The organism is Mesorhizobium metallidurans STM 2683 (genome assembly GCF_000350085.1).
GTDB lineage: Bacteria > Pseudomonadota > Alphaproteobacteria > Rhizobiales > Rhizobiaceae > Mesorhizobium > Mesorhizobium metallidurans.
Genome location: NZ_CAUM01000073.1, coordinates 1 through 24,129, shown reverse-complemented (window position 1 = coordinate 24,129; position 24,129 = coordinate 1). Strand labels below are relative to the sequence as shown.

Below are 24,129 nucleotides of genomic sequence, written 5' to 3'. Positions count from 1 at the left end.
CGAAGCAGCTGCCGCGCCTCGCGGAGCAGGGAATTTCGGTCGGTGCCGATCAGGCGGATGAGCTCGCGAGCCTGCTCCTCCGAGATCCCAGTCTCACTTGCAAGCGATTGCGCCAGTGGCTCGTGCTCCGCCGGTCGAGCTTGTTTATCGTTATCGTGAGCCATGGTGAGCATTCCTCGCACATGGAGACAAAACCTCTCAGTCCTGGAGTTGTTCCTCGCCACGAGGCCAGTGTCAGTTCATATGCTAGCCAAAGTCGCCAGCCAGCTGGAACGGCAACCCTGGACTAGGCATGACCGGCTTTAGCTGATCGCGAAACGTCGTCATCGTTTGCCAATAGCTAAAGATGTCTGGACGGCACGTCGGGCGAATTTCCGTTAAACCATTCCAGCGCTGCCGCGCAGGACGAGAAACGCCGTCGACCTGGAACCCTGCATCGCTCAAAACCTCTTCCAGGTCCAACGCTACAAACGCCTCGTCTTCCAAAATAACAATAGAGATCTGGTGGTCTAATTAACATATGCCTTTGGCGAATGAAGCGGCCGACGCGATCCGGCGCTGATCGCGCTCAACCCGGTGGTCGAAGCTCACGGCGATGTTCTGGCCAGGAATGGCGTGGAGCAGAAGCCCAACCAATTCTTCGTCCTCGCTACGGCAGGGAATGTCGCCGCGGGCGACATCAGCTTTGCGGCCGGCCTCCTCCACCCAACGGGCGGTTTCGCGCACGTCTTCGTTTTCGTCCAGATAGGAGATCAGGACGTCCGCACCTTCACGCGCGAATGCGTCGCCACGGCCGTGCCGATGCCTGAATCGGCGCCCGTGATCAGCGCGACGCGGTCCGTCAGCTTACCGCTGCCGCGATGCTTTCCTCGCCATGGCCCGGCCGAGAATCCATCTGGTCAGTGTAGCCAGGTATGTCTTGCTGCTGCTCGGGCAGCGGCGGCTAGGTGTGTTTGTGCTGGGGATGATCCTGCCTTTTCGCTCCTTCAGCTCTTCTGGCTCGAGTTGGGATTGCGCCGATCCGATTTCGTGATCGGTCCCCTTTCAGGCTTTCGAGCCGCCGCCCCATTCCTGAGCCTTGCGCGCCTGGTCGCCACCCTATGTTCTGCCGAACTCTCTTTCGCTGTGCCGCTCTCCCCCTTGTTCAGCGGACGTTCTTAACTTGTGGTCATAGTTGGAGTCCTTGCGTCTGAAAATTCTGTTTTCGTATAATGATCGAACTTGCCCAGCTGTTGCCAGGGCATGCTGCGCTATCCGCCTTTTTTGCATAAGCGGAACCTACAGCGGCGTCCCCTCGCTGCTGGTCAAGAAAGGCAACCTTGACCGGCCCGCTTCCCTACCAGAGAGGCAGGCCCACAGTGCCAAGGACGGTCTTTTTTCAAATAATGTCCCCTCGGTCCCGGGATGGCTCAAAGCACAACGCATACACGCGGGACTGCTCCTCGGCGGTTATCCTGGATCCAGACGTGTTCGGTCGTTCGAGGTTTGCCCACCCGTTGCCAAGGGAGCCGCCTCCTTGGCGTACCGGGCCGGACCACATCCCAAGTCTGACCGCATCCATGGACCACATGGTATTCTGGCACACTGGCATCCTTGAGAAGATTTATCTTAAGTAACCCTTCGATGATGACGGCTGTTCCAAGTGACAAGGTTAACTCAGAAGATCGCGCGCGGCCCGCTCGCGAATGGTGAGGGACTTTTTGCTTTGCCTAACCGTCAGGTCGGATTAGGTTTGCAGTTCATCCGGCCTGAGAGGGTCACATGACAATTGCTGGAAAGCCGAAGAAGCTGCTATATTCAATCCATCTCAAGTCGCGCTTCTAGGCCGCGTGTTCGACCGCCTGAAGATCGAAGGCCAATCTGAACAGCGGCGTGAAGCGCTCGCATCCCGGATCATTGCCAATTTTTGGGCTGGAATTACGGACGAGGACGAGCTTGTTTTGGCTTCCAAGTTGCCGCTCGGTCGCTAGAGATCCAAGCTGAACATTATGGATCCGCGGTCGGAACAAAAGCAGCAAGGGAAGGTGATAGCATGGAGGTATTGACGATTACCGGCAATCTGAAACCTGAAGTCAGGGGAAATTGTTAAACAGAATCAAAGGATTCCGAATTCTTCACGGACGACACGTCACGCGAAGCGCGACGGACGCGGATTGCAATTGGGCTCTAGACCCAGCAGTGGACACTGAGCGATTTCGGGGATGAGCCGATAATTTGTACTGGAACGTGGCCCTGCGGCTGGGCCACAGTTTCGATGGCCGCAGGGCCGGACCAGCGGTTCAGGGGGTGAGCGCCGGCTGGCGATCATGTGACGAGGATTATCGCAGACGAAACATCAGAATGAACTACGCCGGCTGAATTCTGTTTGAGCTCTTATGACCCGAATCGGATCAATTAATTTTGGCATCGTATTTGCACGGACCAGGCTGGGGCTTGGGACGCAGGGCTCGTCGGTCCGCGAATGGTCCGGCGGGCTCTCCCACTCGCCCGGCCGCCGCCCTTGGGACGGGATCCGCATCATACAGTCATTGCAGGACGGTGGTTAGTTCCGTTTCGAGCTGATTTCGCGAGTGTCCCATCGCTGTCCAAGGCTCCCGAAAAAATTTTCTGCATGCCCTTGAAATCATTTATCACGTTGCCAAATCCATTGCCGTCGAGGCTTAGGCTCGACTGTCTTGGCGTCGCGGCGACGCTGTGGCGCTGCTTGTAACCCATGTTGCTTCACGGAGGATATGGCTATGAGAAGCTTGGATTATGCCCCCCTTTATCGCTCGACGGTCGGTTTTGATCGTCTCTTCGATCTGCTCGATAACAGCGTGCGGACGGATTGGCCGCCGTATAATATCGAGAAGACCGGTGACAACGACTACCGCATCACCATGGCAATTGCTGGCTTCACGCCCGAGGAGGTCGAGGTTACACAGCATGGCCCTGAACTGATCGTGGTCGGTCAAAAACAGACCGAAGAGACCGATCGGCAAGTTTTGCACCGCGGCATGGTGACTCGCAACTTCAGACATGTCTTCAGGCTGGCAGACTACGTGAAGGTTGCGAATGCGTCCTTGGAGAGTGGCTTGCTGTCAGTGGATCTGATGCGCGACATTCCCGAGGAGTTGAAGCCGCGTCGAATTGGCATCAGCACGGGTAAGCAGCCTTCTCAGAACAAGCAGATCAGCCAGGATACTCAGCCGCAAAGCAAGGTAGCCTGACCACACCCATTCTGCGGTCCCGCCTCCCGGCCTGGCCGGGAGGCACAGATTGCGGAGAACGGAGATGACACCCGAAACCGAAGATTTCCTCAAACCCAAGTCAGGCCATACAGTCCCGCTCAGTGTCAGGGAGACGCTCGGGAGTCCTGACGATATACTCCACCATCCAGACATGAGCGTCGCCGAAAAACGTGCGGTGCTCGCCTCTTGGGCTTCCGACGCACGTGCCGTGCCCGGCGTCCCAATACTTCGTCAGTGGGACAACGGTTCTGTCGCAGTCCTTGACGACATCCTGGGCGCTCTGTCGGCGCTGGAGGGCGAGCAGCAAGACGAAAGCGTCCGTTGTCGGTTCGATGTGGCGAGGCGCGTTCCTTTCGCACGACGTCCTTACAAGAAGTGGATTTCGTGGATACGTCGCCGTGGCCGGAACGACGACAATGATCCACCACCGTGCCCGGCAGCAGCCCATCTTCCCCGCAACAGGGGCGGAGGAGGAGCGATCGTTTGGGCTGAGCCGGCCCTGGTATAGAGGCGGCGATAATTGAGTGCGCTGTTGGCGGTCGTTTAAACGTGTTCATCGCTTGACGACCGCCAACTCTCTTCGAGGCGAGACAGGGGATTGTCGTTCATCGTGTTTTCCTCTCGCGCTCGCTTGTCAGCCGTCGCAAGGTGCTCGATTGCCTCCGCTATCTCAGCCGAATCCATCCTGCGGCTAAGCTGTTTTCCATAGCTCCTGAAAGGCGAACCCCGATCGCCTGCTGGCAGTCGATGTCACGGTGGGGTCGAGGGTGAGCGGTCACCGGGGGTCGGGGTCTGACCCTCTTTCGAGCTGTTCTTGATTGCAGCAGCGGAGAACAGAAAAGTGGTGCGAAGTATGCCGGCCAATTGCCTCCCGTTGAAAGCGAAAACAAGCATGGCCATTGCAAGGTAGGCCCAAGCAAGCCAGGTGAGGGTCAGGATCGTGCGCGCCTCATCGTTGCGGAAATAAAATGCCAGTGTTACTTGAACGAAAAACAGCCCGGCGAGAGCCGCCGCCGAAGAGATTCCAAGGCGCAATCTCAGCAACAGCGCGAGGCCGAAGAGCGATTGTGCGGCCGTGAGGAAGAACTCCTCGCTTTGACGGGCGTCGAGCGGTAAGGCCGACACGCCCCCGGCGCCGATGCTCATGGCAACGGGCAGCATACCGACTAGGAGCGTCCACTGATTGATCTTATCGCTCACCATGGCAGTCAGGCCATTGCCGGCGCGGTTGGCCAGCACGAACAGTACGGCGATTGAGACTGCGGGCGCCTCGCTGGCCAGCGGAGCCAGCCACTGGATCAACAAGAATTCGTTGACGCCAATCGCCCGCCCGGTTTCTACCATTGCCTCGGCGAACGGCTCGGCCGCGGCAAGAATCACCGCGCAAGCCGTTAGAGCGAGCGCGCCGATCGCGAGCCATTGCCTGGCAGGAGAGAGCTTGTTGAGCGCCGCCGCCGGTCCCGCTTCCTCTGCCTCATTCGGATCGTCCGTCTTCGGAAGATTTCTGACCCGCCAGACATAGGCGGCGAAAATAGCCCCCAACACAGCAAAATCCGTCAGCGAAATCCTTCCCTTCATTAAAATGACGAATGCGTAAAGGCTCGCCAGGAGTAGAAAACCTATTTCGATGGCGTTGGCGGGTATCAGACTGATCGCACGATGACGGTCCTTCACCCAATGAAGCAAGACCATCAGCGGCCATGCCAGCCCCACGAGCAGGCGGTTCGCGCCGGTCATATTGGCGGCGGCATAGTGGACATATTGCGATTCCGGGCCGGCGCGACCGGCCTGAAAGGCATAATAAAGATCGACCGCGTATTCTGGCAGCACTGTGACGAGCGCCACAACCGCCAGGATCAATCCCTGGGAAATATGCTGCTCAGCGGCTTCGGCACCCCATGAAAGGAGGAAGCCCGCCGCCAGAATGGCGACACCGAAGATCGCGGCGTCCAGAATGGGGCCGGGCCGCAAGCCCGTGCCGCGGAACAGAACGGCAGGGAGCGTTGCGAGCACGGCCACGGCAATAAGGATGAGGAAACGTCTCACGGATATACCTTCCAAAGGCGAGCGGTGTTAATTAATAGAGGCAAGAAAGCTGCGCGTTGCAAGAAACCAATTGCGCCCGGCCGATCCGGCACCTTAAAGTTATTGATCAGGGAACGCGATCGAGGCGACGGAGCTGCTTTCAGGTGGCAGGGATGTGAGTGATTTCGCGCCACGTTGCCATGGCTGCGGGGAAAGTGAAACAGATTGGCAGTCGGATCGTGGATGGAGACGAACCGCTGAAGCTGGCTCGCTGACTTAAGCGCTTTATGATCTGTTCTCGGCGTCGGGTGGGCTGATGGGAGTTTTCGGCCCGGTTGTTAAGCTCCTTGTGCCGCTATGCTCGACGTCCGGCATCATCTCTCTGCCGGCCATGGCATAGGAACCGAGCTTGTCGGTGATCATCGCGCGTGGGGAACGGCCTTGTCCTTTCAGGAGCTTTCGCATCAGCCGCCTTTCAGCCCTGGCGTTTCTGCGGCTTTGCATCAAGACATCGAAGACGAAGCCCTCCTGGTCGACAGCCCGCCACAGTACCACGCTGCGGAGCCGGATCAGGTCGCGCATGGCTTCGTGATCGGTATCGGGCATCCAGACGGGTGAATCGTTAGCACCGCTGGTAACCAATCGGGCTTCTCTTGGCCGGGACAGGAGGACCGGCCATGGCGCAAGCTTTGTCGATCATATCGGCGACGTCCAGGATCCCGCGTCCCGGAATGGTGGTCTATCCCCCTCGAGAAATCCTGCTCACAGTGCTCGCGGCCCTGTTGTGCCGAGCGGAGGACTTCGACGAGATCGAGGATGTGAGCGTCGAACTGCTCGACTGCCTCAGGCGCATTGGCCCGCAGTCCTTAACCCACATCAAAGCGACCACGCTGACGGCCGCACGATTGACGGAAGCACGCAAGGATTCAAACTCCGTCACGGGAACGAAAGAGCCCTCCAGCGATTGTTACTTCGTCTAAGCGCTTAGTAGGAGGTCCTCATGGGGCGCGGTATTTTGCTTTGGTTGCTCGGGGTTCCGATCCCAATCATCATTCTGCTTATGCTCTTTGCCCGGTAGGGGGTTGAAATGCAAACCGTCCTCTCACCAACCGACGTTTCGTCGGTCTCTGAATCTTCGCCATCGGCGGTCAAATGGGGGCCGATTATCGCCGGCGCCCTTGCGGCATCGACTCTGACCGTTATACTGCTGCTGGTCGGTTCCGGCCTCGGCCTCACAGTGATTTCGCCGTGGACCGGAGCAAGCGCATCCGCCACAACCTTCGCGGTTTCGGCGGCAATTTGGCTTATCGTCGTTCAATGGCTATCAGCCGGCATAGGCGGCTACCTTGCCGGTCGCCTGCGCACCAAATGGGTGAACGTGCATACCGATGAAGTCTATTTCCGTGACACCGCTCATGGCTTCCTGGCCTGGGCTTTGGCGACGTTGCTGGTTGCTGGTGTTCTCGGCTCGGCTCTTTCCTCAGCGCTAGGTTCCAGTGTCCAAGCAGCTTCCTCTGTGGCTTCTGGCGCTGCGTTGGGTGCTTCCTCAGCCGCGGCGAGCAACGGGGCTACCTCAACTGACAATTTTTTCGGCTACTTTGTCGATACGCTCTTTCGGCCGACTGATTCCGGGACTGTGGCCGCAAATGGCCAAAACGATGCTGCGACCGGGCAAGCGACACGCATCCTGATCGCCAGCGCTGCGAATGGCGAGGTTTCAGCCGATGACAAAACCTATCTGGTGCGAATGGTCGCTTCCCGCACCGGTCTGTCGGAGGCGGATGCCAAAACGAGGGTCGACACAGTGCTTGCTAACGTTGACGCCGCCAAAAATAAAGCCAAGTCGGCGGCCGACACTGCGAGGAAAGCGAGCGCCAGTTTCGCGCTCTTGGGAGCCTTGGCGTTGATCATAGGGGCATTCATAGCGAGCGCGGCTGCAGCGCTCGGCGGGAGCCAGAGAGACGAAGAAGGCTCGTTGGTTGCGCAAAACGATGTCCAGCGTTCGCCCTCTCGCTGATGCATCGGGGATTTTTCGAACAACCGATGATGGGGCAGGTTTTCTGCTGTTGAAGTTTCTTGCAGTCGATCGGGGAATCCCCGTCAGCCCGTGTCTCCCGAGAAGGCGCGGGCTGGCCCGCTACCGCTACCGACCGCTAGTAATTGAGGACGCTTCACCACGACCGCAAGTTCAGGCTCGATGGGGGCGCACCGATGGAAGCTCGAAAGCCATGGTTCGCTACGGACAATCCAAAGCTCGTATTCGAGGATGACGTCGTTCAGCTCTTACTAAGAGCCGCCGAGCAAACTCGTCGCTACGCAAAGATGCCGCCCGAGAACAATATGCCAAAGGACCGGCCGGCGAAGATTGCCAGCGCTCGGCCCCCGCCGTAGATGAAGCCAAACGGCAAAAACACGCCAAAGCGCTTCCGCTTGTGCAGGACGATCCCGGCAGTGTCAGACTCCGGCTCTCAGCGGTGGGCCTCTGAGCTGAATCGAACTGATCCACTCAGACAGCCGCCGGTGCGGATGCCTTCAGCGTGGATATCGTGCTGAGATTGCTGAGTCTGCTGCCCGACTGCGGCGATGCGACGTGGCCCAAGCAGACCCGATTGGGCGCTGGCCGTAAACCTTTTCGGGCCACATGCGTTGTTCGTTCTCCAGACCAGGGAGACGATTATGCAAATGAAATCGGAAACCGCCGGCGAAGCCGCCAAGCAGCGCCATATCCAGCGCGGCATCGATGCCAAGGACAAGACAAAGGCCGACGGCAAGAAACAAGGCGCCATGCAGGCGGGCGCTCGCAATTATCCGGAACCACCCTTCCCCGAGCAGCACCAGCCGAAACCGGGACACGAATGGGCTCTAGAGCCGGCGCCACTCTATGATGCGCCATATTATCTCGGATCGAAAAAACTTGACGGCAAGATAGCCCTGATAACGGGAGGCGATTCGGGCATCGGCCGCTCGGTCGCCGTGCTGTTCGCCCGCGAGGGCGCCGACATTGCAATCGTCTACCTGGCCGAAGAGAAGGATGCCGAACAGACGAAGGCGGCAGTAGAAAAGGAAGGCCGACGCTGCATCCTGATCAAGGCGGATGTCAGCGAGCGCGACCATTGCCGCAAGGCGGTTGCGGAGACGGCGAAAAAATTCGGCCGGATCGACGTCCTGGTCAACAACGCGGCCTTTCAGATTCACTCCAGCGATTTCGGCGAGCTTACCGAAGAGCATTTCGACACGACGCTTAAGACAAATCTCTACGGCTATTTTCATATGGCCCAGGAAGCGGTGCCGCACATGAGGCCCGGTTCGGCCATCATCAACACCGGCTCGGTAACCGGTATCGAAGGCTCGAAGGCACTCGTCGACTATTCCATGACCAAGGGCGGCATTCACGCCTTCACGCGGGCTCTCTCCGGCAATCTGATCGGCAAGGGCATCAGAGTTAATGCCGTGGCGCCGGGCCCGGTGTGGACGCCACTCAACCCGTCGGACAAGGAAGCCGACGACGTAGCGAAATTTGGCGCCGACACGCCGATGAAACGTCCGGCACAGCCGGAGGAACTCGCTCCGGCCTATGTGTTCCTCGCCTCGCCGCACTGCTCAAGCTATATCACCGGCGAAATATTGCCTGTGGTCGGCGGCTATTAAGGCCCCTGACTCGCTGGTGTCGATCCTTGCAAGTGATGGAACGGCTTCGCCCGCAAAGCATGGCCCAAGGGGCGAGGTGCGTAGGTTGTACTCCTGTTCGCCCTGCTTGGAATCGGCGCGCATAGTCAGGTGATCAAGTCGTCGATCCTGATCGGTAGATCGCGGATGCGTCTTCCCGTTGCATGGTAGACCGCACTCGCCACAGCGGCCGCCGTTCCGACATTGCCGAGCTCGCCTAGCCCCTTGACGCCTGCTGGGTTGACCTCATGGTCAACCTCCGGAACAAGGATCACGTCGACCGCTTTGATATCGGCATTGACTGGCACGAGATAGTCCTGCAGGTCGCGGTTGACATAGCGGGCGTGGCGTTGGTCAATCTCCGTCGCTTCATGCAGTGCCTGGCCGATGCCCCAGATCATGCCGCCCATCAGCTGGCTTCGCGCCGTCCGCGTGTTCATGATACGCCCGGCGGCAAAAGCGCCAACCATCCTTGGCACGCGTATCTCCCGCGTATAGCTGTTGATGCGCACTTCGACGAACTCTGCGCCAAAGGCGTATTTCACCGAATCCTTGTCCTGGTCGCCGCCGTGGAACTCGGCTTGCCCGGCATAGAGTTTTTTCAACGCTTCGGGCGAAGAACCGTTTGGCGCGAATTCAGCGTATTCCTCGATAGCGCCGATCTGCATCGCCTTGAAGACGTCGGCGAGCTTTGCGGATTTGCCGGTCTCGGTGACTACCTTTTCGTTGGTCATGTCCAGCTTCGCATTGCCCGACCCGGCAAGAGGACCATCGTTGCCTGCTGCCGCCACGAACAGCTTCTCGCGCACTGCCTCGCACGCCTTGAGCACCGCCGAGCACACGCTCGCCGTCGAAATCGAGCCACCCGATACCGGGGCTGGCGGCAAGGCGCTGTCCCCCATCTCGACGGCTACCTTGTCGATGTCGACGCCAAGTCTCTCGGCTGCCATCTGGGCCGCAACGGTGCGAACACCGGTGCCAATTTCATGCGAGCCGCACTGAACGCGAACCTGGCCGTCGGCTGTCAGCCGGACACGAGCAGCGCATGGCGCGGCCGCAGTCGGGTAAATCGCGGTCGCGCATCCCATGCCAACCAACCAGTCGCCGTCACGCATCGAGCCGACGGCCGGATCGCGCGTCGACCAGCCGAAAGCCTCCGCGGCCTGGTCGTAGCAGTTGATCAGGGACCGGCTAGAGAAAGGCTTGCCGCCGATCGGCTCTTTCTGAGGCTCATTGATGCGACGGAACTGCACCGGATCCATGCCGAGCGCCACGGCCATTTCGTCCATCGCATTCTCCAGCGCATAGACGTAGGGCGTCTCGGGCGGCGACCGCATGTAGCCGGGAGTGTTGCGATCGGCGTGCACCAGTGAAACCCGCGTCAGGACGGAGCCGTAGTCATACATGCGGCCGGTCGCGGAAGTGCCGCCGACGACATAGGGGTCCGGCCGCGAGGTCACCTCCCACCCCTCGTGCGCAAATGCTGTGATGCGGCCATCCTTGCCCGCTCCGATCCGGATGCGATGACGCGTCTCCGCCCTGTAGGTTTGCGTGTTGAAAGCCTGCATGCGGCTGACCACGCAGCGCACAGGCCGGCGCACGCGGCGCGCGGCGACGGCCACGATCGCCGTACGGGCCGTCATCGGTCCCTTGGAACCGAAGGCGCCGCCTATATAGGGGCTGACGATCCGCACATTGACCGGATCGATATTCAACTGCCGTGCCAGCTCGATTTTCCAACCGGTAACGTTCTGGCTTGGCTCATAAATCGTTAGCTTGTCGCCTTGCCACATCGCCGTCGTCGAAAACAGTTCGATTGGATTGTGATGCTGCGTCGGCGTCGAGTACGTCTGGTCGATCTTCACGGCCGCGGTCGAGTAGGCTGCCTCGAAATCACCGGCGTTGACGTCCTCCTTGAACAGTGGGCTCTTGCCGGCCGCCGGCTCCATTTCCGCTCCTGCGGAATCGAAGCTGGCGCTGGGAGTCTCTTGTGTGTAGTCGGCGCTGATCTGCATCGCGCCCTCCTCCGCCGCCTCGAATGTTTCGGCCACCACCAACGCTATGATCTGGCCGTCATGGAAAATGGTCCGGTCGTGCAACGGGCCGATCGAGCTGGCGCCGGTGTTGCCAAATTTCGGCTTGTCGACGCCATCCATGTCACCGACGCTGACGATGTCGAGGACACCGGGCATGGCGCGGGCTTTGTCCAGCCTGAGAGCGGAAATCCTGCCTTTGGCAATGTTGCTGGTTGCAAGTACGCCGTAGGCGACATTGGCAACGGCAAGATCGGCAGGATAGCCAGCTTGCCCGGTGACCTTTAGTCCCGCGTCGACCCGCGGGATGGGATTTCCCATATTCTCCTTCGGCGCGGGAGCAGCTTGGTTCATTGTCCTAGACCTTCATGTCGCGCGTTTCGATCAGGGCACGCACTAGCGTGCGTTTGCCGAGCGGTACTTTGAATTCGTTGTGCCGGCGCGGCTTCGCTTCCGCGAACGCTGCATCAGCGGCGGTTTCGGCCGCACTTTGATCGAGCCGCTTTCCCACCAGTGCTTCTTCCGCCAATCTTGCCCGCCACGGCACCGTCGCCACGCCACCGAGCGCGATGCGCGCCTGCCTGACCGTATCGCCGTCCATATCAAGAGCCACAGCCGCTGAAGCCAGCGCGAATGCATAGGATTCGCGATCGCGTATTTTGAGGTAGCGCGAGCGGCGGCTCCACTCACTGAAGGGGACGTTGATCGCCGTGATCACTTCGTCGGCGGCCAGATCGGTCTCCACATCAGGCGTATCGCCGGGCAGCTGATGCAGCTTGGCAAACCGTATTTGCCGCGTGCCGTGCCTTCCCTCGACATCGACCACGGCGTCGAGTGCGATCAAGGCCTGGGCGAAATCACCATGATAGGTGGCGATGCAGGCGTCGCTCGTTCCAAGGACCGCATGCTGCCGGTTCAAGCCTTCCATTGCCGCGCAGCCGGAGCCCGGCACGCGTTTGTTGCACGGCCAGGACGTCTCACGAAAATATTCACATCGCGTCCGTTGCAACACATTGCCGGCGAGGCTGGCCATGTTGCGGATTTGGGCGCTGGCGGCGAATTTCAGGCTTTCCGCGAGCAGCGGGCAATGACGTTTGACGTCGCCCCTGTCGGCTGCTTCACCCATCCTGACAAGGGCGCCGAAGCGAATGGTGCCGTCGCTGATCCTGATCTGTCGCAGCGCGGGTTCGGAAAGATCATTGAGATCAACCAAACGCCTTGGCCTCGCCACCCCTAGTTTCATGTAATCGGCAAGATTGGTACCGCCGGCGATGAATTGGACATCGGCCTGTGTCGGAGCGCGCCCGTCGGCAAAAGATGAGACCAGGGCTACCGCTGCCGAAATATTGGTTGGTCGTTCAAAGACGAACGGGCGCATCTCAGGCTCTCCTCATCTCGTCCCGAGCCTGGAGGATGGCGGCGACAATATTCGGATAGGCCGCGCACCGGCATAGATTGCCGCTCATATATTCGCGGATGTCGTCCTCCGAGCCGGCGTGGCCTTCGCTGATACAGCCGATGGCGGACATGATCTGGCCCGGTGTGCAATAGCCGCATTGAAAGGCGTCATTGTCGATGAAGGCCTGTTGCATCGGGTGCAGGCTATCGTCAGCCGATGCCAGCCCCTCCACGGTCGTCACCTCCCTGCCCTCGTTCATGACCGCAAAGCTAAGGCACGAAAGTACCCGCTTACCGTCGATAAGTACGGTACAGGCGCCACACTGGCCGTGGTCGCAGCCCTTCTTGGTGCCGGTCAGGCCGACATGGTCGCGCAGCGCGTCCAGCAGGCTTGTGCGGTTGTCGAGGCCAAGATTGTAGACCTGTCCGTTGATCCGCATCGCAACCGCCGAGAGATCATGCGGCTCCGCCCGCCTCGCAGATGACGGTTCGGCGGCTTTCGTCGGCGGTGCCATCAGCGGCATTGCCGCGGCCGCCGAAACAGACCCGGTCATGAAGCTGCGCCGGCTGAGGCTTGGAGAGTTCGGGCTGCTGGTTGATGTGGCATTGGACATGGCTGGCTCCCGGCTGGCTCAAGTGGCCCGAACCATCAAGCGGGAACAAGGTTCCCTCCTCACGTTGGTGTGATCGAATTTCTTCCGAGGCATCGAGGCCGGGCTCGAACTTCATGAAGCTCGCCGCCGCGCTCGGGGGAACGTTCATTGAGCACTGCCGTTGGTTCAATGCTGCGGACCGCGTCAACCGGGCACGGCGGTATGGTGAACAGGATAGTTTTCCCGGTTTCATATTCTGGCCAAGGAATGGCAAATAACATCTGTCCCGTCCGATCCGCAGCCATGCCAGCGAGAAGGCTGTTTGTGGTTGGAACTCTCTTGCTGGCTTCCCGTTCAGACTCCGTCAACAGGAGAAACTGTCATGCCACGAGGCGACAAATCGAAATACACCGGCAAGCAGGAACGCAAAGCCGATCACATTGCCGAAGGATACGAGAAGCGCGGCGTCTCCGAGAAGGAAGCTGAACGTCGGGCATGGGCGACAGTCAACAAGGACGACGGCGGCGGCAAAAAGGAGGGCGGCTCCGGTCGTGGCAGGCACACCGGTAACCCGGCTGCACATAAGGGTGGCGAAAAGGGCGGCAGGGCATCAGCCTCTCGCTCAGCCGCGAGCCGGTCGGAAGCGGCCAAGAAGGCTGCGGCGACCCGCAAGCGTAACGCCGAACACCGTGCGCATTGACAGGTCGACATGCTCGGAGCAGAGGCATGAAATCACAGCTTGTCAGCGAGGCCAGTGGACAAAGGACGTTCGTCGTGGTGCTCGACACCGGCGAGGAAGCCTTCGCGGCACTGACTTCGTTTGCTACCGACCAGAATATCGGCGGTGCTTCGCTCACCGCCATCGGCGCCTTCGAAAGGGCGACCGTCGGTTGGTTCGATTTCGAGGAAAACGACTATCACAGGATACCGACGATCCTCAAGCAGTGCGAGGTGCTGAGTGCGATCGGCGACGTTGCGACAGGTGATGACGGCAAGCCCAGCCTTCACGTTCATGCGGTGCTTGGCTTGCGCGATGGCACGACGCGGGGCGGACATCTGCTCAACGGACTTGTCCGACCGACGCTTGAGGTCACGCTGGTCGAGACTCCCGGCCACCTCCGGCGCAAAAAGCGTCCTGAGCTTGGCATCGCTCTGATCGATCTGGACGCCTGAGCAGGCTGCCAACCTCACTCGTCTCCATTCCTCTTCCGCTCCGGAGCCGACATCTCAGGCGCCTTCTCCCAACCGAATACACTGCGGCCGCCGAGCAGATGCGATTGATCGAACTCGCCGGCGACGATTTCCTTGAGGCTCGGACCAGTGACGTATCGTTCAACCTGTCGCGATTGATCGTCGAGCCGCTTCAGCGCGCCGATTTCTTCCTGCCCGCCAAGCTTGGCCTTCCGTACCGCTGATTTCAGCACGCCGATCGTCTCGTCATAAACCTTGAGCGGCACCGGAAACGGATGCCGATCCTTGCCGCCATGCGCCAGCGAGAACCGTCCAGGGTCGGAAAACCGGCAAGGGGCGCCATGCAGCACCTCGGCAACCAGCGCCAGCGCACGCACGGTTCGCGCGCCAACCCCGGGCACCAGCAGGAGTTCTGAAAAGTCGGCAGGACCGCGATCGGCGGCCGCCGCGATGTTGCCGTGCAGGCGGCGCATGACGACGTCGCTTTCGCGCACATCATGGTGTGCCGGCATGATCAGATGCGGCAGCATCGGCTGTTCCGGGGCGGCCGCAGTGCCGCGCTCCAGGGCGGAGAGTTCCCTCACGATACGATCCGGCCCGAGATCGCGCAAAAGTTCCAACTGTCCTTGACGCGAGGCACCCGCGCGCCGGTCTGTCAGGTTGACGATTTCGCCCTGATTTTCCCCCTCGATCGCGGCATGAGGCTGGTCGACGAAGCTCTTCAGGCCTTCGGATAGCCAGTGGTAACGGCGCGCGACCCTGCTGTCGCCGTTCATGCCTTGCTGCACGACGACCCAACTCCCATCGTTGGTGACGATGAACCCATGCAGATAGAGGTCGAAGCCGTCCTGGACCGCGGCACTGTCCACTTTGGCAACGAGCCGGCTCGCGGTTGCAAGTTCAGTTCCGTCGAAGCCTACGCGCTCGCCGATGGCGGCTAGCTCGTGCGGGGTCTTGCGCGAATGCGCACCGCGGCCACCGCAGACATGGATGCCAAGCTCGCCAGACAGCGGCGTCAGGCCACGTTTCAGCGCGCCGATGACGCTGGTCGTGATCCCCGAAGAATGCCAGTCCATACCCATGACGGCGCCGAAGGACTGGAACCAGAACGGGTGCGCCAGACGACGCAGCAATTCCTCGCGGCCGTAGTGATGGACGATCGCCTCGCACATGACTGCGCCAAGGCGCATCATGCGATCGCCGAGCCATTTCGGCACTCGTCCGCCATGAAGCGGAAGATCAGCACTTCCAGATCGCTGCGCCACGTCCTTCTCCGATCGCGCTCAAAGAAACGCCCTCATCTACACAGTCAGGAACGAATCTTGCCAACGCCCGTTCGATTGTCAGACCTGATCACCAGACAAGGATGAAAAGATGGCTTCGCCGCGTGCGGCCTGGAAGGGCTTCCTGAAGATCGGAACGGTGTCGTGCGGCGTCAAGATTATCGGTGCCGTCACCGAGGCCGAAAAAATCCATTTCAAAATCCTCAACCGCGACGACGGCCTCCCCGTGAAGAGCGCCTATGTCGACGAAGAGACGGGCGACCTGGTCGAAGCGGAGAACCAGATCAAGGGATACGAGACCGAAAAAGATGAACTCATCCACATCGAGCCGGACGAGATCAAGAAGATCAAGCTGGTGTCGCAGCACACGCTTGAGGTCGACGAGTTCGTGTCGCTTGGCGATATCGACGCGCGCTATCTTGAAAAGCCCTATTATCTGGTTCCCGCTGACGGCGCTTCGCTCGAAGCTTTCGCCGTGATCCGTGACGCCATGGCAAGGAAGAAAGTCGCGGCGCGTTCCTGCGTGGTACTCTACCAGCGCGGTCGGGAAGTGCTGATCCAACCCTTGGGCAAAGGCATGCTGCTGACCGAGCTGCGCACCCATGACGAGATGATCTCCGCCGAGACCGTGTTCAAGGATTTGAAGGCGCGCAAAGTCGACCCGGAGATGCTCGAAATCGCTCAGTTGCTGATCGAGAAGAAGCCGGCCAAATTCGATCCGTCAAAATTCGAGGATACTTACGAAAACGCGCTGATTGCGATGATCGATGCGAAGCGCAAGGGCAAGAAGCCGCCGAAAGCGGCGCCCAAGCCGAAGACAAACGTGGTCAACCTCGCCGACATATTGCGCAAGAGCCTCGCCAAGGAAGGCGGAGCGTCCTCCGCCAAGTCCAAGGCGTCAGCGCGCAAGCGCAAAAGTGCGTAGGAACCCGACATGGCAGAGAAAGAATACTAGTCGCTCGATTCATTCAGCATGACGGGTACAGATGTTTGAGTTTGACGCGAGCGTCTGGGGTTGTGAAGTGCCAGTTGGCCTTGGTGTGTTGAGCATTGCGGTCGAACTGCCATGCGGCGACTTCCTCGCTGAGGGTGGGTTTGTCAGCGATGCGGCGATCGAGGCACTGTGAGGCGAGGACGCCGAGTTCGGATTCCGCCAGGTTGAGCCAGCTGCCATGCTTCGGGGTGTAGTGCCATTCGAAGCGCTCGACCAGCCGCCTGGCTTCGGCGGCAGGAAAGGCGTCGTAGAGTGAAGCCTTGCAGTGGATGTTGAGATTGTCCTGGACGAGAACGATTTGCCTGGCATCGGCAAAGTGTATGTCGGCCAGTTCCTTCAAGACGTGAGCGTAATCCACCGCGGTGTGGCGATCGGTGACCTCGACGTGGCGCCAGCCCTCGAGCGGGGCAAACATCATGAACAGGTTGGCCGTGCCGTTGCGCGCGTACTCATAGTCAAACCGGGCCGGGCGTCCCGGCTTCATCGGGATCGGCACGCGCGTCTCGGCAATCAGTTGCTTTGAGGTCTCGTCCAGGCAGACCAGCGGGCGATCAGCATCGCGTGGCCGCGTGTAGACGGCCAGCACGTCTTCCATCGCCGCGACGAATGCGCTGTTGGCCTTCGGCGGGATCACCCAGCACTGCCGGCGATGCGGCTTGAGCGTGTTTTTTTGAGCGTCCGGCCGATCGTTGAGTCGCTGGCCCGCTCGACGATGCCAAGCTCCACCACCTTGTTCTCCAACAGCCGCAAGGTCCAGCGCGCGCGGCCCTTGGGAGGCTTGGAACAGGCCAGGGCGATCAGCTTGGCTTCTTTCTCGCCGTCGAAAATCCGCGCAACCGCCGGTGCGGCGCGTTGCTTGCGGCTCAGCACAGCCTCAAGGCCCTCTTCCACCAATTGCTTGCGCACCCGGTAAAGCATCGATGGACTGGTATCCAGAGCCGCGATGATTCGGCTGTCGCTCCACCCTTCGCCGGCTTCCGACACATCGGCCTTCAACAATATGCGCGCCTTCAGCAGTCGTTGCGCGGGGCTCTTTCCCTTGCCAAGCAACGCCTCAAGCTGCTCGCGTTCCGCCCCACTCAGCCTCACAACATACTTCTTTACCGAAATCTCCTTCGCAGCCATGATCGCCTCCGTCGCCAAGAGTGGCTGCAAAAGTGAATCACTCAATCCTTTCGAATTGGTTGAAACGAGCGACTAGTCCGCATTTTGAAAGCTAACGGTCTAGGCTGAGTGCATCCGGTCATGAGCGCATTTGCCCTACCACTCGACACTCCGCCAATGGAAGCCAGGATCGCCGACAGTATCCCCAGCGATCGCGATCTTTGGCAATATGAACCGAAGTGGGATGGTTTCCGCTGCCTTGCGTTCAAGGACGGGGCTGCGGTCGAATTGCGCGCCAAGTCGGGAAAGCCGCTTGGCCGATACTTTCCCGAACTTGTCATCGCATTGCAGGAACTGAAGGCGAAACAATTTGTCGCAGACGGTGAGATCGTCATCGAGGCCGGCGGCTCATTTTCGTTTGAAGCGCTGCAGGCGCGTCTTCACCCTGCCGCAAGCAGGATTCGCAAGCTGAGCGCACAGACGCCCGGTACCCTTGTCCTTTTCGACATGCTGGCAGCGCCAGGCGGCAAGGTGATGATGGCAAATCCGCTCGCCGAAAGGAGAGAAGCGCTCGAGGCCTTTTTCGCCTCAGCGCGAAGCTCCGGGCTGCAGCTTTCGAAATTTACCCGCGATGCCGCCACCGCCGGACGCTGGTTGAAGGACGCCGGCCATGGGTCGACCGACGGCATCGTCGCCAAGCAGCTTGGCGACACCTATCGTCCGGGCGAGCGTGCGATGGTCAAGGTGAAAAGGATGCGCACCGCCGATTGCGTCGTCGGTGGATTTCGCTATCTGGCCGGCCGCCGCGAGGTCGGCTCGCTTCTGCTTGGTCTTTATGACGATGAGGGCAGGCTCGACCATGTCGGCTTCACCTCGACCATCGGCAACGAGACCAGGCCTGACTTGACCAGGCAACTGGAGGGACTTCGCGCCGAACCGGGTTTTACCGGCAGGGCGCCGGGCGGGCCGAGCCGCTGGAGTACGGAGCGCAGTGGAGAGTGGGAGCCGGTGAAGCCTGAGCTTGTGGTCGAGGTGCGTTTCGATCATGTGAGCGGCGACCGTTTCCGGCACGGGACCAGATTGTTGCGGTGGCGGCCCGACAAGCTGCCTCGCCAATGCACGTTCGAGCAGCTCGACTAGGTCGCGGCAGTCAGATTCCTCCTCGTTCGCTCGGATTTCCGAACGATGGATCGCGTTGTCTCGAATAGGTCTCCACGCGCGGCAATTCATCGCGAAAATCGACCCACGGCAATCTCATGTGCCAATAGGCATGCGCCTGCGGCGGAAAGCGCTCCGGATGGTCGAAAAAGCCGATCGCCAAATAAAGTTCTTCAGGCAGACCCTGGTCGAAATAGGATATCGATGTCCCGCAATCCGAACAAAAGCCGCGCAGCACTCCTCTCGTCTTTGAAAACGTCTTTGGCGTGCCGGTCAGCAATTTGAATTCCGCAGACCGATAGCCGACCCACACGGTGAGAGGACTTCCCAGCGCCTTGCGGCAATCGTCATCGTGGTCGGAGCATATCCAGAACGGCTCACCATGCATCTCGGCCTTGATGGCGCCGCAGAAACAAGCACCGGTCTCGACCCTGTTCATCAAGCTGTCCTCCTTCCGCCTAAGTCAGCTCCTCGGCTGCGGAGGATGCCGAAAATTTGCGTGGGAGCGTGGGGGACCGTTCCATAGCAAAGGCGGAGCCCTGGCGGGCCTGCCAGGGTTCCGCCCGCAGCAGGTACCGATGGGACTACGCGGCTTCCTGGAGAGCACGCTCGTTGACACCGCCCTCGCCGAGACCGGAAAGCGCTTCGTCGGTCGCGACCTCCTCCTTGAGCGTTGCATTGAGGAGGTCGACGACATCGCTCTTTCCGAGTTGCTCGGCCCAGGCAGCCAAAGTGCCGTACCTCGCGATCTCGTAGTGCTCGACTGCCTGTGCGGCGGCAACCAGGCCGGCGTCGAGCGCGGGCGCGCCTTGATAGTCTTCGAGAATTTCCGAACCTTCTTCCAGGATACCGTCAATCGCCGGACAGGTCTTGCCGCGCGCGGCTTTGCCGAAGATCTCGAAAATCTCCTCGAGGCGCTCGACCTGGCCCTCTGTTTCCATACGGTGTTTCTCGAAGGCCGCGGCGACCTCCTCCGACTCCGCGCCTTTGGCCATTTTCGGCAGCGCCTTCAGTATTTTCTTTTCGGCATAGTAGATGTCTTTCAATCCATCGAGGAACAGGTCCTCGAGGCCTTTGTTTGCCGCCTTCGCGGCCTTCCTTGTCGTCGCCATGATCGTTTCCCCTTGGTTGAAGCACCTCTGAAAAAAGGAGGCGTTCGATAACCCGACTGGCGGAAACTTGTTCCGTTGGCAGTGCACGACATCGCAAAATTCGTCTGACTGGCCTGGCCCGGTCTCTCGATGGACGGAGCACGAACCGTCACGGCGTCGCCGAGGTCACCCGCCAAACCGTATTTCCGACGTCGTCGGCGATCAGCTGCGCGCCCGACAGCAAGCTGCGTAGAGTGATCGAGTAGCGATGTTCGGCAAGAGGCGGGATACTGTGCTCCCATTCGGCGCGCGCCGGACCTTTCATCAGTTAGGCCGATCTTGGCTCGGCTTTCGGCGACGCCGGCAGCTGCAGGCGGTAAGCAGAGATACCCGGCGATTGCCTCGAAGTGCGGCTTGTCGCGATGCCAGCCTATGCCTGCTCCGGGCCATTCGTTGATCAGAACCCGTACGAAAACATCGGCCGCCGATCCGGCAAACGCTGCAACTTTGTCTCCTGGCGGCGGCCTCGACGACTTCGCCCCGGTCATAGTCGTAGCGCAATCCGAATCCACCTGGCGGTTTGCCAGGTGACCATGGAAATCGAAGGGCCCGAAAGGCATGCTTTCAAGCTGGCGCAGCAGATCCTGCTCTTCCTCCGGCTATCAGGTCAGGCCGATAGAGAAACCGTCGGGCAGGTCATCGGCGGCAGTGATGATATCGCCTCGAAGGGCAGCCACGGTGTGCATTGGCTTACGTCCTCAGCGCTTCGCCGACTGATTGGCCAGCGCTCATTCAATAGCGCCGACCAACTCACCGACCTAACCGGCCAGAGCGGTGTGGCCGCTTATTTTATTCACCGCCGGGTTGTCTTGCCGGCCTCTCCTTGCCTGGCCTTCAAGGGGACCAGCCTGCCTGCATTTGCCCGCAGCCCTCTCACCAATTCTTCCACGTACGGGAGCAATTCGAAAAGCAGGATCACGGTCATCACCGTCACGATATACATTGTCGGCAACTGTTGCGGCTTCCACACCAGATCGAAGCGAGCTTCTTCGGGCCCGATACCGACCAAAGCAAGAAATTGCGGCCAATGAAGCGAAATAACGCTGACCAGTCCCAGTAGCGGAATCATCTCCAGAAAGCTATGGATGTGCTGTTCGATCGGACTGACGGTGCGCGCCGTCGTCGCGTAGCGAACGTCCCACATTGCCGTCGCCTCATGGACAAGGAAGGCAACAATCATCGTGGCGATGATCAAGGCATTGATCTCGAGGAACATGGCGGCCAGCAAGGGAATGCCGACTTCCACAAACATCAGAAGGTGGATCAGCGACTCCTTGGCGCCGGTGGTGGACTCGATATGCGACGCACGATGACAGAGCCAGTCGGCAAACCCGGCGATCAGCCATACCGGCAGCACGAAATACATCAGGATCAGGACCGTCGGATCCGCTAGCATCGATTTCCCTCCAGGTCAGATCGGCCCCGAAAAACCACACGCGACTGTCGCTCGCCACGCCGAAGGTCCCCTGCTTCTTGTTCGCTTGCATAGGATCGCCTGTCGCTTCGGCCAGGCACCCAGTCGCTACTGAACAGCGGACAGTGCAAATGGTTCCCGCGCAACGCGCGGAAACAATCACGGCCGAGAACTCGATAGCGACCATCCCTCAGACAGTCGCAAATAATCACAGCGCCAGATCTACCGAAGGCCGGAAGGGCGGGCCATCGAAAGCATCAGCTTCACGAGTTCGGATGCGTCAGTGGGCTTGGCGACAAATGTTCCGCATTTGAAGGCGTCGCTTCGACCTTCAAGATCCGTGCCGCTATAGATTAGAAATGGTATTTGCCGAGCTACGAATTCTTCAGCGACCTCGCCGGTCTCGCAGTCGTGCAAAAGGACATCCAGGATTGCGATGTCTGGATCGACAAGCGCCAGAATTTGTTGTGTGCGTATGCAGGTGGGTGCCGCAACAACCGTAAAGCCGGCCCGCTTTAACGAAGCCTCAAGATCGATGACTATCATGGCTTCGTCCTCAACAATGAGGGCGAGCGGCTTTCTCATGTCCTTCCTCCCCGCTGCCTATAGGCCGGAATTTGCTCGGATCAGTTTCGCTGATCGCAGGGGAGAGTACCCCAATCACGGACAGAGTCACTTTCAAATGTTAATGGAGGACTCGGCGTAAGGCAGAGGGGTTCTGCAAGGCGTCTGCTGTCCGCTTCGTCGTGCGCAACTAGGGCTTCCGTCCCCTGGCATCCCCTGTGGCGGGATCGATGATGATGTCTTCGATCGGGCGGCGTGGCCTTTGTTCCGATTGGCACATGTTTGAGGTGTCGTGCAGGATTGTTGGAACCATCTCGGCGCCAGGTCGGGGCTGCCAGCGCTTTTTCGTCCACCAATGGAGTCCTACGGGGCATCCCCTCGTGACCTATTGCTCCCACTGTGGGACGAAGCGCCTGTCGAGAAACTCGGCCAAGGGTTGCGAGTGCAACGGCACGGCCAATTCCGCTGCCTTCATGTAAACAATGGCCCGGATCGAAGAGCCGCCGGCGTCAGGCACCACATCGATGGCGATACGAAAATTGCCGGGGTTGCCGACGGATTCCAGTGCATCGAGGATCGCGAACCGATCAGCTTCGACTTCGTAGAGTTCGCCCCAGACCCGCATTCCATCGCCGGGACGATTGATCATCATCGGTGCATACCACTGACCTGCGATGACCATTGGATAGGGCTGTCCGGTCCGGTAGCGTCCAAGATAGGTTGCGCCGATCAGCCCTTTTTCATGCAGCGCGAACCCACGTTTGAGTGTGCCGAAGACAAATAGTTTCACTGCGGCTCCGCCGATGTTTGCCTATCGGCTCGGCAACAGTCGGGTCGTGTCACAGTTCCGCACGGGAGTTGTGGGGCGCATGGATCATTTTTCGATTTCGCCGGTTAGGCAATCCAACCACTTCGGGCAGCCCAACCTCCTTCGAGGAGCGACACGGAGATGAGCAGGAGGAAACCAAAGTCCAGGGACAAGGAGCAGCGGATCAGCGCAGAGCTCATTTTCGAGGCGAGCTATTTTGCCCGCAAGTGCGGCCTGACGAAGGAGGAAGCCGTCGAATTGATGATCGGAGATCACATAACGATCGACAACAATCGCGGCCGGAGCGCGAAACCCACCCGAAACAGGAAATCTCGGCGATAAGGCAGCCTGGCAAGCGGCAGGGGGCGTCTTCAAAATTGAGGATCGCAAATCTCGATTGGGAACAAAGCCCAAGGATGATTGTTCGGTTTCACCCATTCGAGCAAAGGAGCTTGGGATCATGAATACGCGGACACCTCTCGCCCCACTTGCCGTCGCCACCGCGCTAGCGTTGACCTTTCCTGCCATCGCTGCCGGGGACGCGCAGAGTTTCGTCGACAAGGCTGCTGTTGGCGGTCTGTTCGAAGTGAATTCGAGCAAGATCGCAATCGACAAGGCCAAGGACCGGAACGTCAAGGATTTCGCTCAAAAGATGATCGACGATCATGGCGCGGCGAATGCCAAGCTCCAAACGATCGCCGGCGAGCAGAAACTGAAAGTGCCGGCTGAACTGGATGCCACGCATAAAAGCGATCTGGAAAAACTGCAGAACAGCACGGCGGATATCGACCAGCCTTACGTTCAGATGCAGCGCAGCGCACATGCCGATGCGGTGAACCTGTTCCGGTCCTACGCCAAGGACGGAGACAACGCCGGTTTGAAGGCCTTTGCCGCCGAGACCCTGCCGACGCTCGAGATGCATCAGGACATGATCGAGAAGATCGCGGCCTCGGGCGCTGGCAAGCCGGCCGCGGCCGATGCCAGCACGCCAGCGGTCAAATCGGCATCGACCCCCAAACCAGCCGCCCCGGTCCCGGGCGCCAACAGCTTCACGGAGGACCAGGCCAAGAGCCGCATCCAGGATGCCGGCTACACCGACGTTTCCGCGCTCACAAAGGATGACCAGGGGATCTGGCGCGGCCAAGCGAAAAAGGACGGAAAGAGCACGCAAGTGGCGCTCGACTATCAAGGCAATGTCTTTGCCGGCGCCGATTGAGCCCGTCACCAATTGACCTAAGAAGGAGATACCAGAATGCAAACCATCACAGCGCTTTTCGACGACTATGATGATGCCTCCGATGCAGTCGGTGAACTCGAATCCATGGGCATATCCGATATCAGCATGGTCGCCAGCAATAATGGCGGCCAACATCAGGAGGCCGCCTCCGAAAGCGGCGAGGACGCCGCCGCGGGCGCTGGGGTCGGCGCGGCGATCGGAGGCGCGGGAGGGTTGCTTACCGGACTTGGCGTGATGGCCATTCCCGGCGTCGGCCCGGTCGTTGCGGCCGGCTGGCTCG

At 59.9% G+C, this 24,129-nt stretch carries 25 protein-coding genes and 2 pseudogenes; 10 read left to right on the top strand and 17 right to left on the bottom strand.

All coding sequences use genetic code 11. From position 1 onward, the window contains the following. Positions 1 to 246 precede the first annotated feature (246 nt). The 3 genes from MESS2_RS12650 to MESS2_RS32255 form a co-directional block, all read right to left on the bottom strand. The gene (locus tag MESS2_RS12650) at positions 247 to 462 is read right to left on the bottom strand and encodes a hypothetical protein (protein WP_157357686.1); all 216 of its coding nucleotides are present in this window, start codon (positions 460 to 462) and stop codon (positions 247 to 249) included. A 51-nt stretch (positions 463 to 513) separates the two neighbouring features. Continuing rightward, positions 514 to 726: a hypothetical protein gene (locus MESS2_RS34090; protein ID WP_040592829.1), complete on the bottom strand. Its 213-nt coding sequence runs from the start codon at positions 724 to 726 to the stop codon at positions 514 to 516. A 1,791-nt stretch (positions 727 to 2,517) separates the two neighbouring features. Continuing rightward, complete coding sequence (locus MESS2_RS32255; RefSeq protein WP_008874646.1) at positions 2,518 to 2,715, bottom strand: hypothetical protein; 198 nt, start codon at positions 2,713 to 2,715, stop codon at positions 2,518 to 2,520. A gap of 23 nt (positions 2,716 to 2,738) precedes the next feature. On the opposite strand from MESS2_RS32255, the gene MESS2_RS12640 reads away from it, so the two are divergent. Further along, on the top strand, positions 2,739 to 3,209 hold the full coding sequence (locus MESS2_RS12640) for an Hsp20 family protein (protein WP_008874645.1): 471 nt from the start codon (positions 2,739 to 2,741) through the stop codon (positions 3,207 to 3,209). 771 nt (positions 3,210 to 3,980) lie between these two features. Here the strand turns inward: MESS2_RS12640 and MESS2_RS12630 are convergent. Then, on the bottom strand, positions 3,981 to 5,276 hold the full coding sequence (locus tag MESS2_RS12630; RefSeq protein ID WP_008874643.1) for a sodium/calcium exchanger type membrane protein: 1,296 nt from the start codon (positions 5,274 to 5,276) through the stop codon (positions 3,981 to 3,983). After that, positions 5,273 to 5,804, bottom strand: a pseudogene (locus MESS2_RS33315) (DDE-type integrase/transposase/recombinase); the annotation flags it as partial. The pseudogene MESS2_RS33315 and the gene MESS2_RS12630, both read right to left, overlap by 4 nt. 128 nt (positions 5,805 to 5,932) lie before the next feature. Between MESS2_RS33315 and MESS2_RS12620 the strand changes: the two are divergent. The 3 genes from MESS2_RS12620 to MESS2_RS12610 all read left to right on the top strand — a co-directional run bounded on the left by MESS2_RS12620 (position 5,933) and on the right by MESS2_RS12610 (position 8,903). Then, the gene (locus tag MESS2_RS12620; RefSeq protein ID WP_008874641.1) at positions 5,933 to 6,235 is read left to right on the top strand and encodes a hypothetical protein; all 303 of its coding nucleotides are present in this window, start codon (positions 5,933 to 5,935) and stop codon (positions 6,233 to 6,235) included. 107 nt (positions 6,236 to 6,342) lie between these two features. Further along, the gene (locus tag MESS2_RS12615; RefSeq protein ID WP_008874640.1) at positions 6,343 to 7,272 is read left to right on the top strand and encodes a hypothetical protein; all 930 of its coding nucleotides are present in this window, start codon (positions 6,343 to 6,345) and stop codon (positions 7,270 to 7,272) included. Positions 7,273 to 7,931: 659 nt separating this feature from the next. Beyond that, positions 7,932 to 8,903, top strand: coding sequence for an SDR family oxidoreductase (locus MESS2_RS12610; protein WP_008874638.1), 972 nt, complete (start codon positions 7,932 to 7,934; stop codon positions 8,901 to 8,903). A gap of 125 nt (positions 8,904 to 9,028) precedes the next feature. On the opposite strand, the gene MESS2_RS12605 is transcribed toward MESS2_RS12610, so the two are convergent. The 4 genes from MESS2_RS12605 to MESS2_RS33310 are packed head-to-tail and all read right to left on the bottom strand — an operon-like array spanning position 9,029 to position 13,114. Further along, a complete protein-coding gene (locus MESS2_RS12605) occupies positions 9,029 to 11,308 on the bottom strand; it encodes a xanthine dehydrogenase family protein molybdopterin-binding subunit (protein ID WP_008874637.1) in 2,280 nt (759 codons plus the stop codon). 4 nt (positions 11,309 to 11,312) lie between these two features. Beyond that, positions 11,313 to 12,332: an FAD binding domain-containing protein gene (locus MESS2_RS12600; RefSeq protein WP_008874636.1), complete on the bottom strand. Its 1,020-nt coding sequence runs from the start codon at positions 12,330 to 12,332 to the stop codon at positions 11,313 to 11,315. Position 12,333: 1 nt separating this feature from the next. Further along, positions 12,334 to 12,906, bottom strand: a complete 573-nt coding sequence (locus MESS2_RS12595; RefSeq protein WP_040592824.1) for a (2Fe-2S)-binding protein — start codon at positions 12,904 to 12,906, stop codon at positions 12,334 to 12,336. Beyond that, a complete protein-coding gene (locus MESS2_RS33310; RefSeq protein ID WP_167332438.1) occupies positions 12,809 to 13,114 on the bottom strand; it encodes a hypothetical protein in 306 nt (101 codons plus the stop codon). The genes MESS2_RS12595 and MESS2_RS33310 overlap by 98 nt, the downstream gene beginning before the upstream one ends. Before the next feature lie 213 nt (positions 13,115 to 13,327). Between MESS2_RS33310 and MESS2_RS12590 the strand changes: the two genes are divergently transcribed. Both MESS2_RS12590 and MESS2_RS12585 read left to right on the top strand, forming a co-directional pair. Continuing rightward, the gene (locus MESS2_RS12590) at positions 13,328 to 13,645 is read left to right on the top strand and encodes a hypothetical protein (protein ID WP_008874633.1); all 318 of its coding nucleotides are present in this window, start codon (positions 13,328 to 13,330) and stop codon (positions 13,643 to 13,645) included. 26 nt (positions 13,646 to 13,671) lie between these two features. Next, positions 13,672 to 14,118, top strand: coding sequence for a PPC domain-containing DNA-binding protein (locus MESS2_RS12585; protein WP_008874632.1), 447 nt, complete (start codon positions 13,672 to 13,674; stop codon positions 14,116 to 14,118). A 14-nt stretch (positions 14,119 to 14,132) separates the two neighbouring features. Here MESS2_RS12585 and MESS2_RS12580 read toward each other — a convergent pair whose 3' ends face one another. After that, on the bottom strand, positions 14,133 to 15,401 hold the full coding sequence (locus tag MESS2_RS12580) for a DUF763 domain-containing protein (protein ID WP_008874631.1): 1,269 nt from the start codon (positions 15,399 to 15,401) through the stop codon (positions 14,133 to 14,135). A gap of 109 nt (positions 15,402 to 15,510) precedes the next feature. On the opposite strand from MESS2_RS12580, the gene ku reads away from it, so the two are divergent. Continuing rightward, complete coding sequence (gene ku / locus MESS2_RS12575; protein WP_008874630.1) at positions 15,511 to 16,344, top strand: non-homologous end joining protein Ku; 834 nt, start codon at positions 15,511 to 15,513, stop codon at positions 16,342 to 16,344. 43 nt (positions 16,345 to 16,387) lie between these two features. Here the strand turns inward: ku and MESS2_RS30925 are convergent. Next, a protein-coding gene (locus MESS2_RS30925) for an IS630 family transposase (RefSeq protein WP_085987197.1) occupies positions 16,388 to 17,538 on the bottom strand; the annotation gives its coding sequence in 2 pieces (ribosomal slippage) (positions 16,388 to 17,085 and positions 17,085 to 17,538; 1,152 coding nt in all). Positions 17,539 to 17,658: 120 nt separating this feature from the next. Between MESS2_RS30925 and MESS2_RS12560 the strand changes: the two genes are divergently transcribed. Then, on the top strand, positions 17,659 to 18,657 hold the full coding sequence (locus tag MESS2_RS12560; RefSeq protein WP_040592819.1) for an ATP-dependent DNA ligase: 999 nt from the start codon (positions 17,659 to 17,661) through the stop codon (positions 18,655 to 18,657). 10 nt (positions 18,658 to 18,667) lie between these two features. On the opposite strand, the gene MESS2_RS12555 is transcribed toward MESS2_RS12560, so the two are convergent. The 6 genes from MESS2_RS12555 to MESS2_RS12530 all read right to left on the bottom strand — a co-directional run bounded on the left by MESS2_RS12555 (position 18,668) and on the right by MESS2_RS12530 (position 22,594). After that, the gene (locus MESS2_RS12555; protein ID WP_008874628.1) at positions 18,668 to 19,114 is read right to left on the bottom strand and encodes a GFA family protein; all 447 of its coding nucleotides are present in this window, start codon (positions 19,112 to 19,114) and stop codon (positions 18,668 to 18,670) included. A gap of 145 nt (positions 19,115 to 19,259) precedes the next feature. Further along, positions 19,260 to 19,787: a YciE/YciF ferroxidase family protein gene (locus MESS2_RS12550; RefSeq protein WP_008874627.1), complete on the bottom strand. Its 528-nt coding sequence runs from the start codon at positions 19,785 to 19,787 to the stop codon at positions 19,260 to 19,262. A 148-nt stretch (positions 19,788 to 19,935) separates the two neighbouring features. After that, on the bottom strand, positions 19,936 to 20,091 hold the full coding sequence (locus MESS2_RS33305; RefSeq protein ID WP_244439958.1) for a hypothetical protein: 156 nt from the start codon (positions 20,089 to 20,091) through the stop codon (positions 19,936 to 19,938). Between the two features lie 528 nt (positions 20,092 to 20,619). After that, on the bottom strand, positions 20,620 to 21,222 hold the full coding sequence (locus MESS2_RS12540) for a hypothetical protein (protein WP_008874626.1): 603 nt from the start codon (positions 21,220 to 21,222) through the stop codon (positions 20,620 to 20,622). 240 nt (positions 21,223 to 21,462) lie between these two features. After that, positions 21,463 to 21,825, bottom strand: a complete 363-nt coding sequence (locus MESS2_RS12535; RefSeq protein ID WP_008874625.1) for a response regulator — start codon at positions 21,823 to 21,825, stop codon at positions 21,463 to 21,465. A 364-nt stretch (positions 21,826 to 22,189) separates the two neighbouring features. Beyond that, complete coding sequence (locus MESS2_RS12530; RefSeq protein ID WP_008874624.1) at positions 22,190 to 22,594, bottom strand: gamma-glutamylcyclotransferase family protein; 405 nt, start codon at positions 22,592 to 22,594, stop codon at positions 22,190 to 22,192. 478 nt (positions 22,595 to 23,072) lie between these two features. Between MESS2_RS12530 and MESS2_RS12520 the strand changes: the two genes are divergently transcribed. Both MESS2_RS12520 and MESS2_RS12515 read left to right on the top strand, forming a co-directional pair. Next, positions 23,073 to 23,828, top strand: a complete 756-nt coding sequence (locus tag MESS2_RS12520; protein WP_008874622.1) for a DUF4142 domain-containing protein — start codon at positions 23,073 to 23,075, stop codon at positions 23,826 to 23,828. Between the two features lie 36 nt (positions 23,829 to 23,864). After that, positions 23,865 to 24,129: pseudogene (locus MESS2_RS12515) on the top strand (hypothetical protein); the annotation flags it as partial.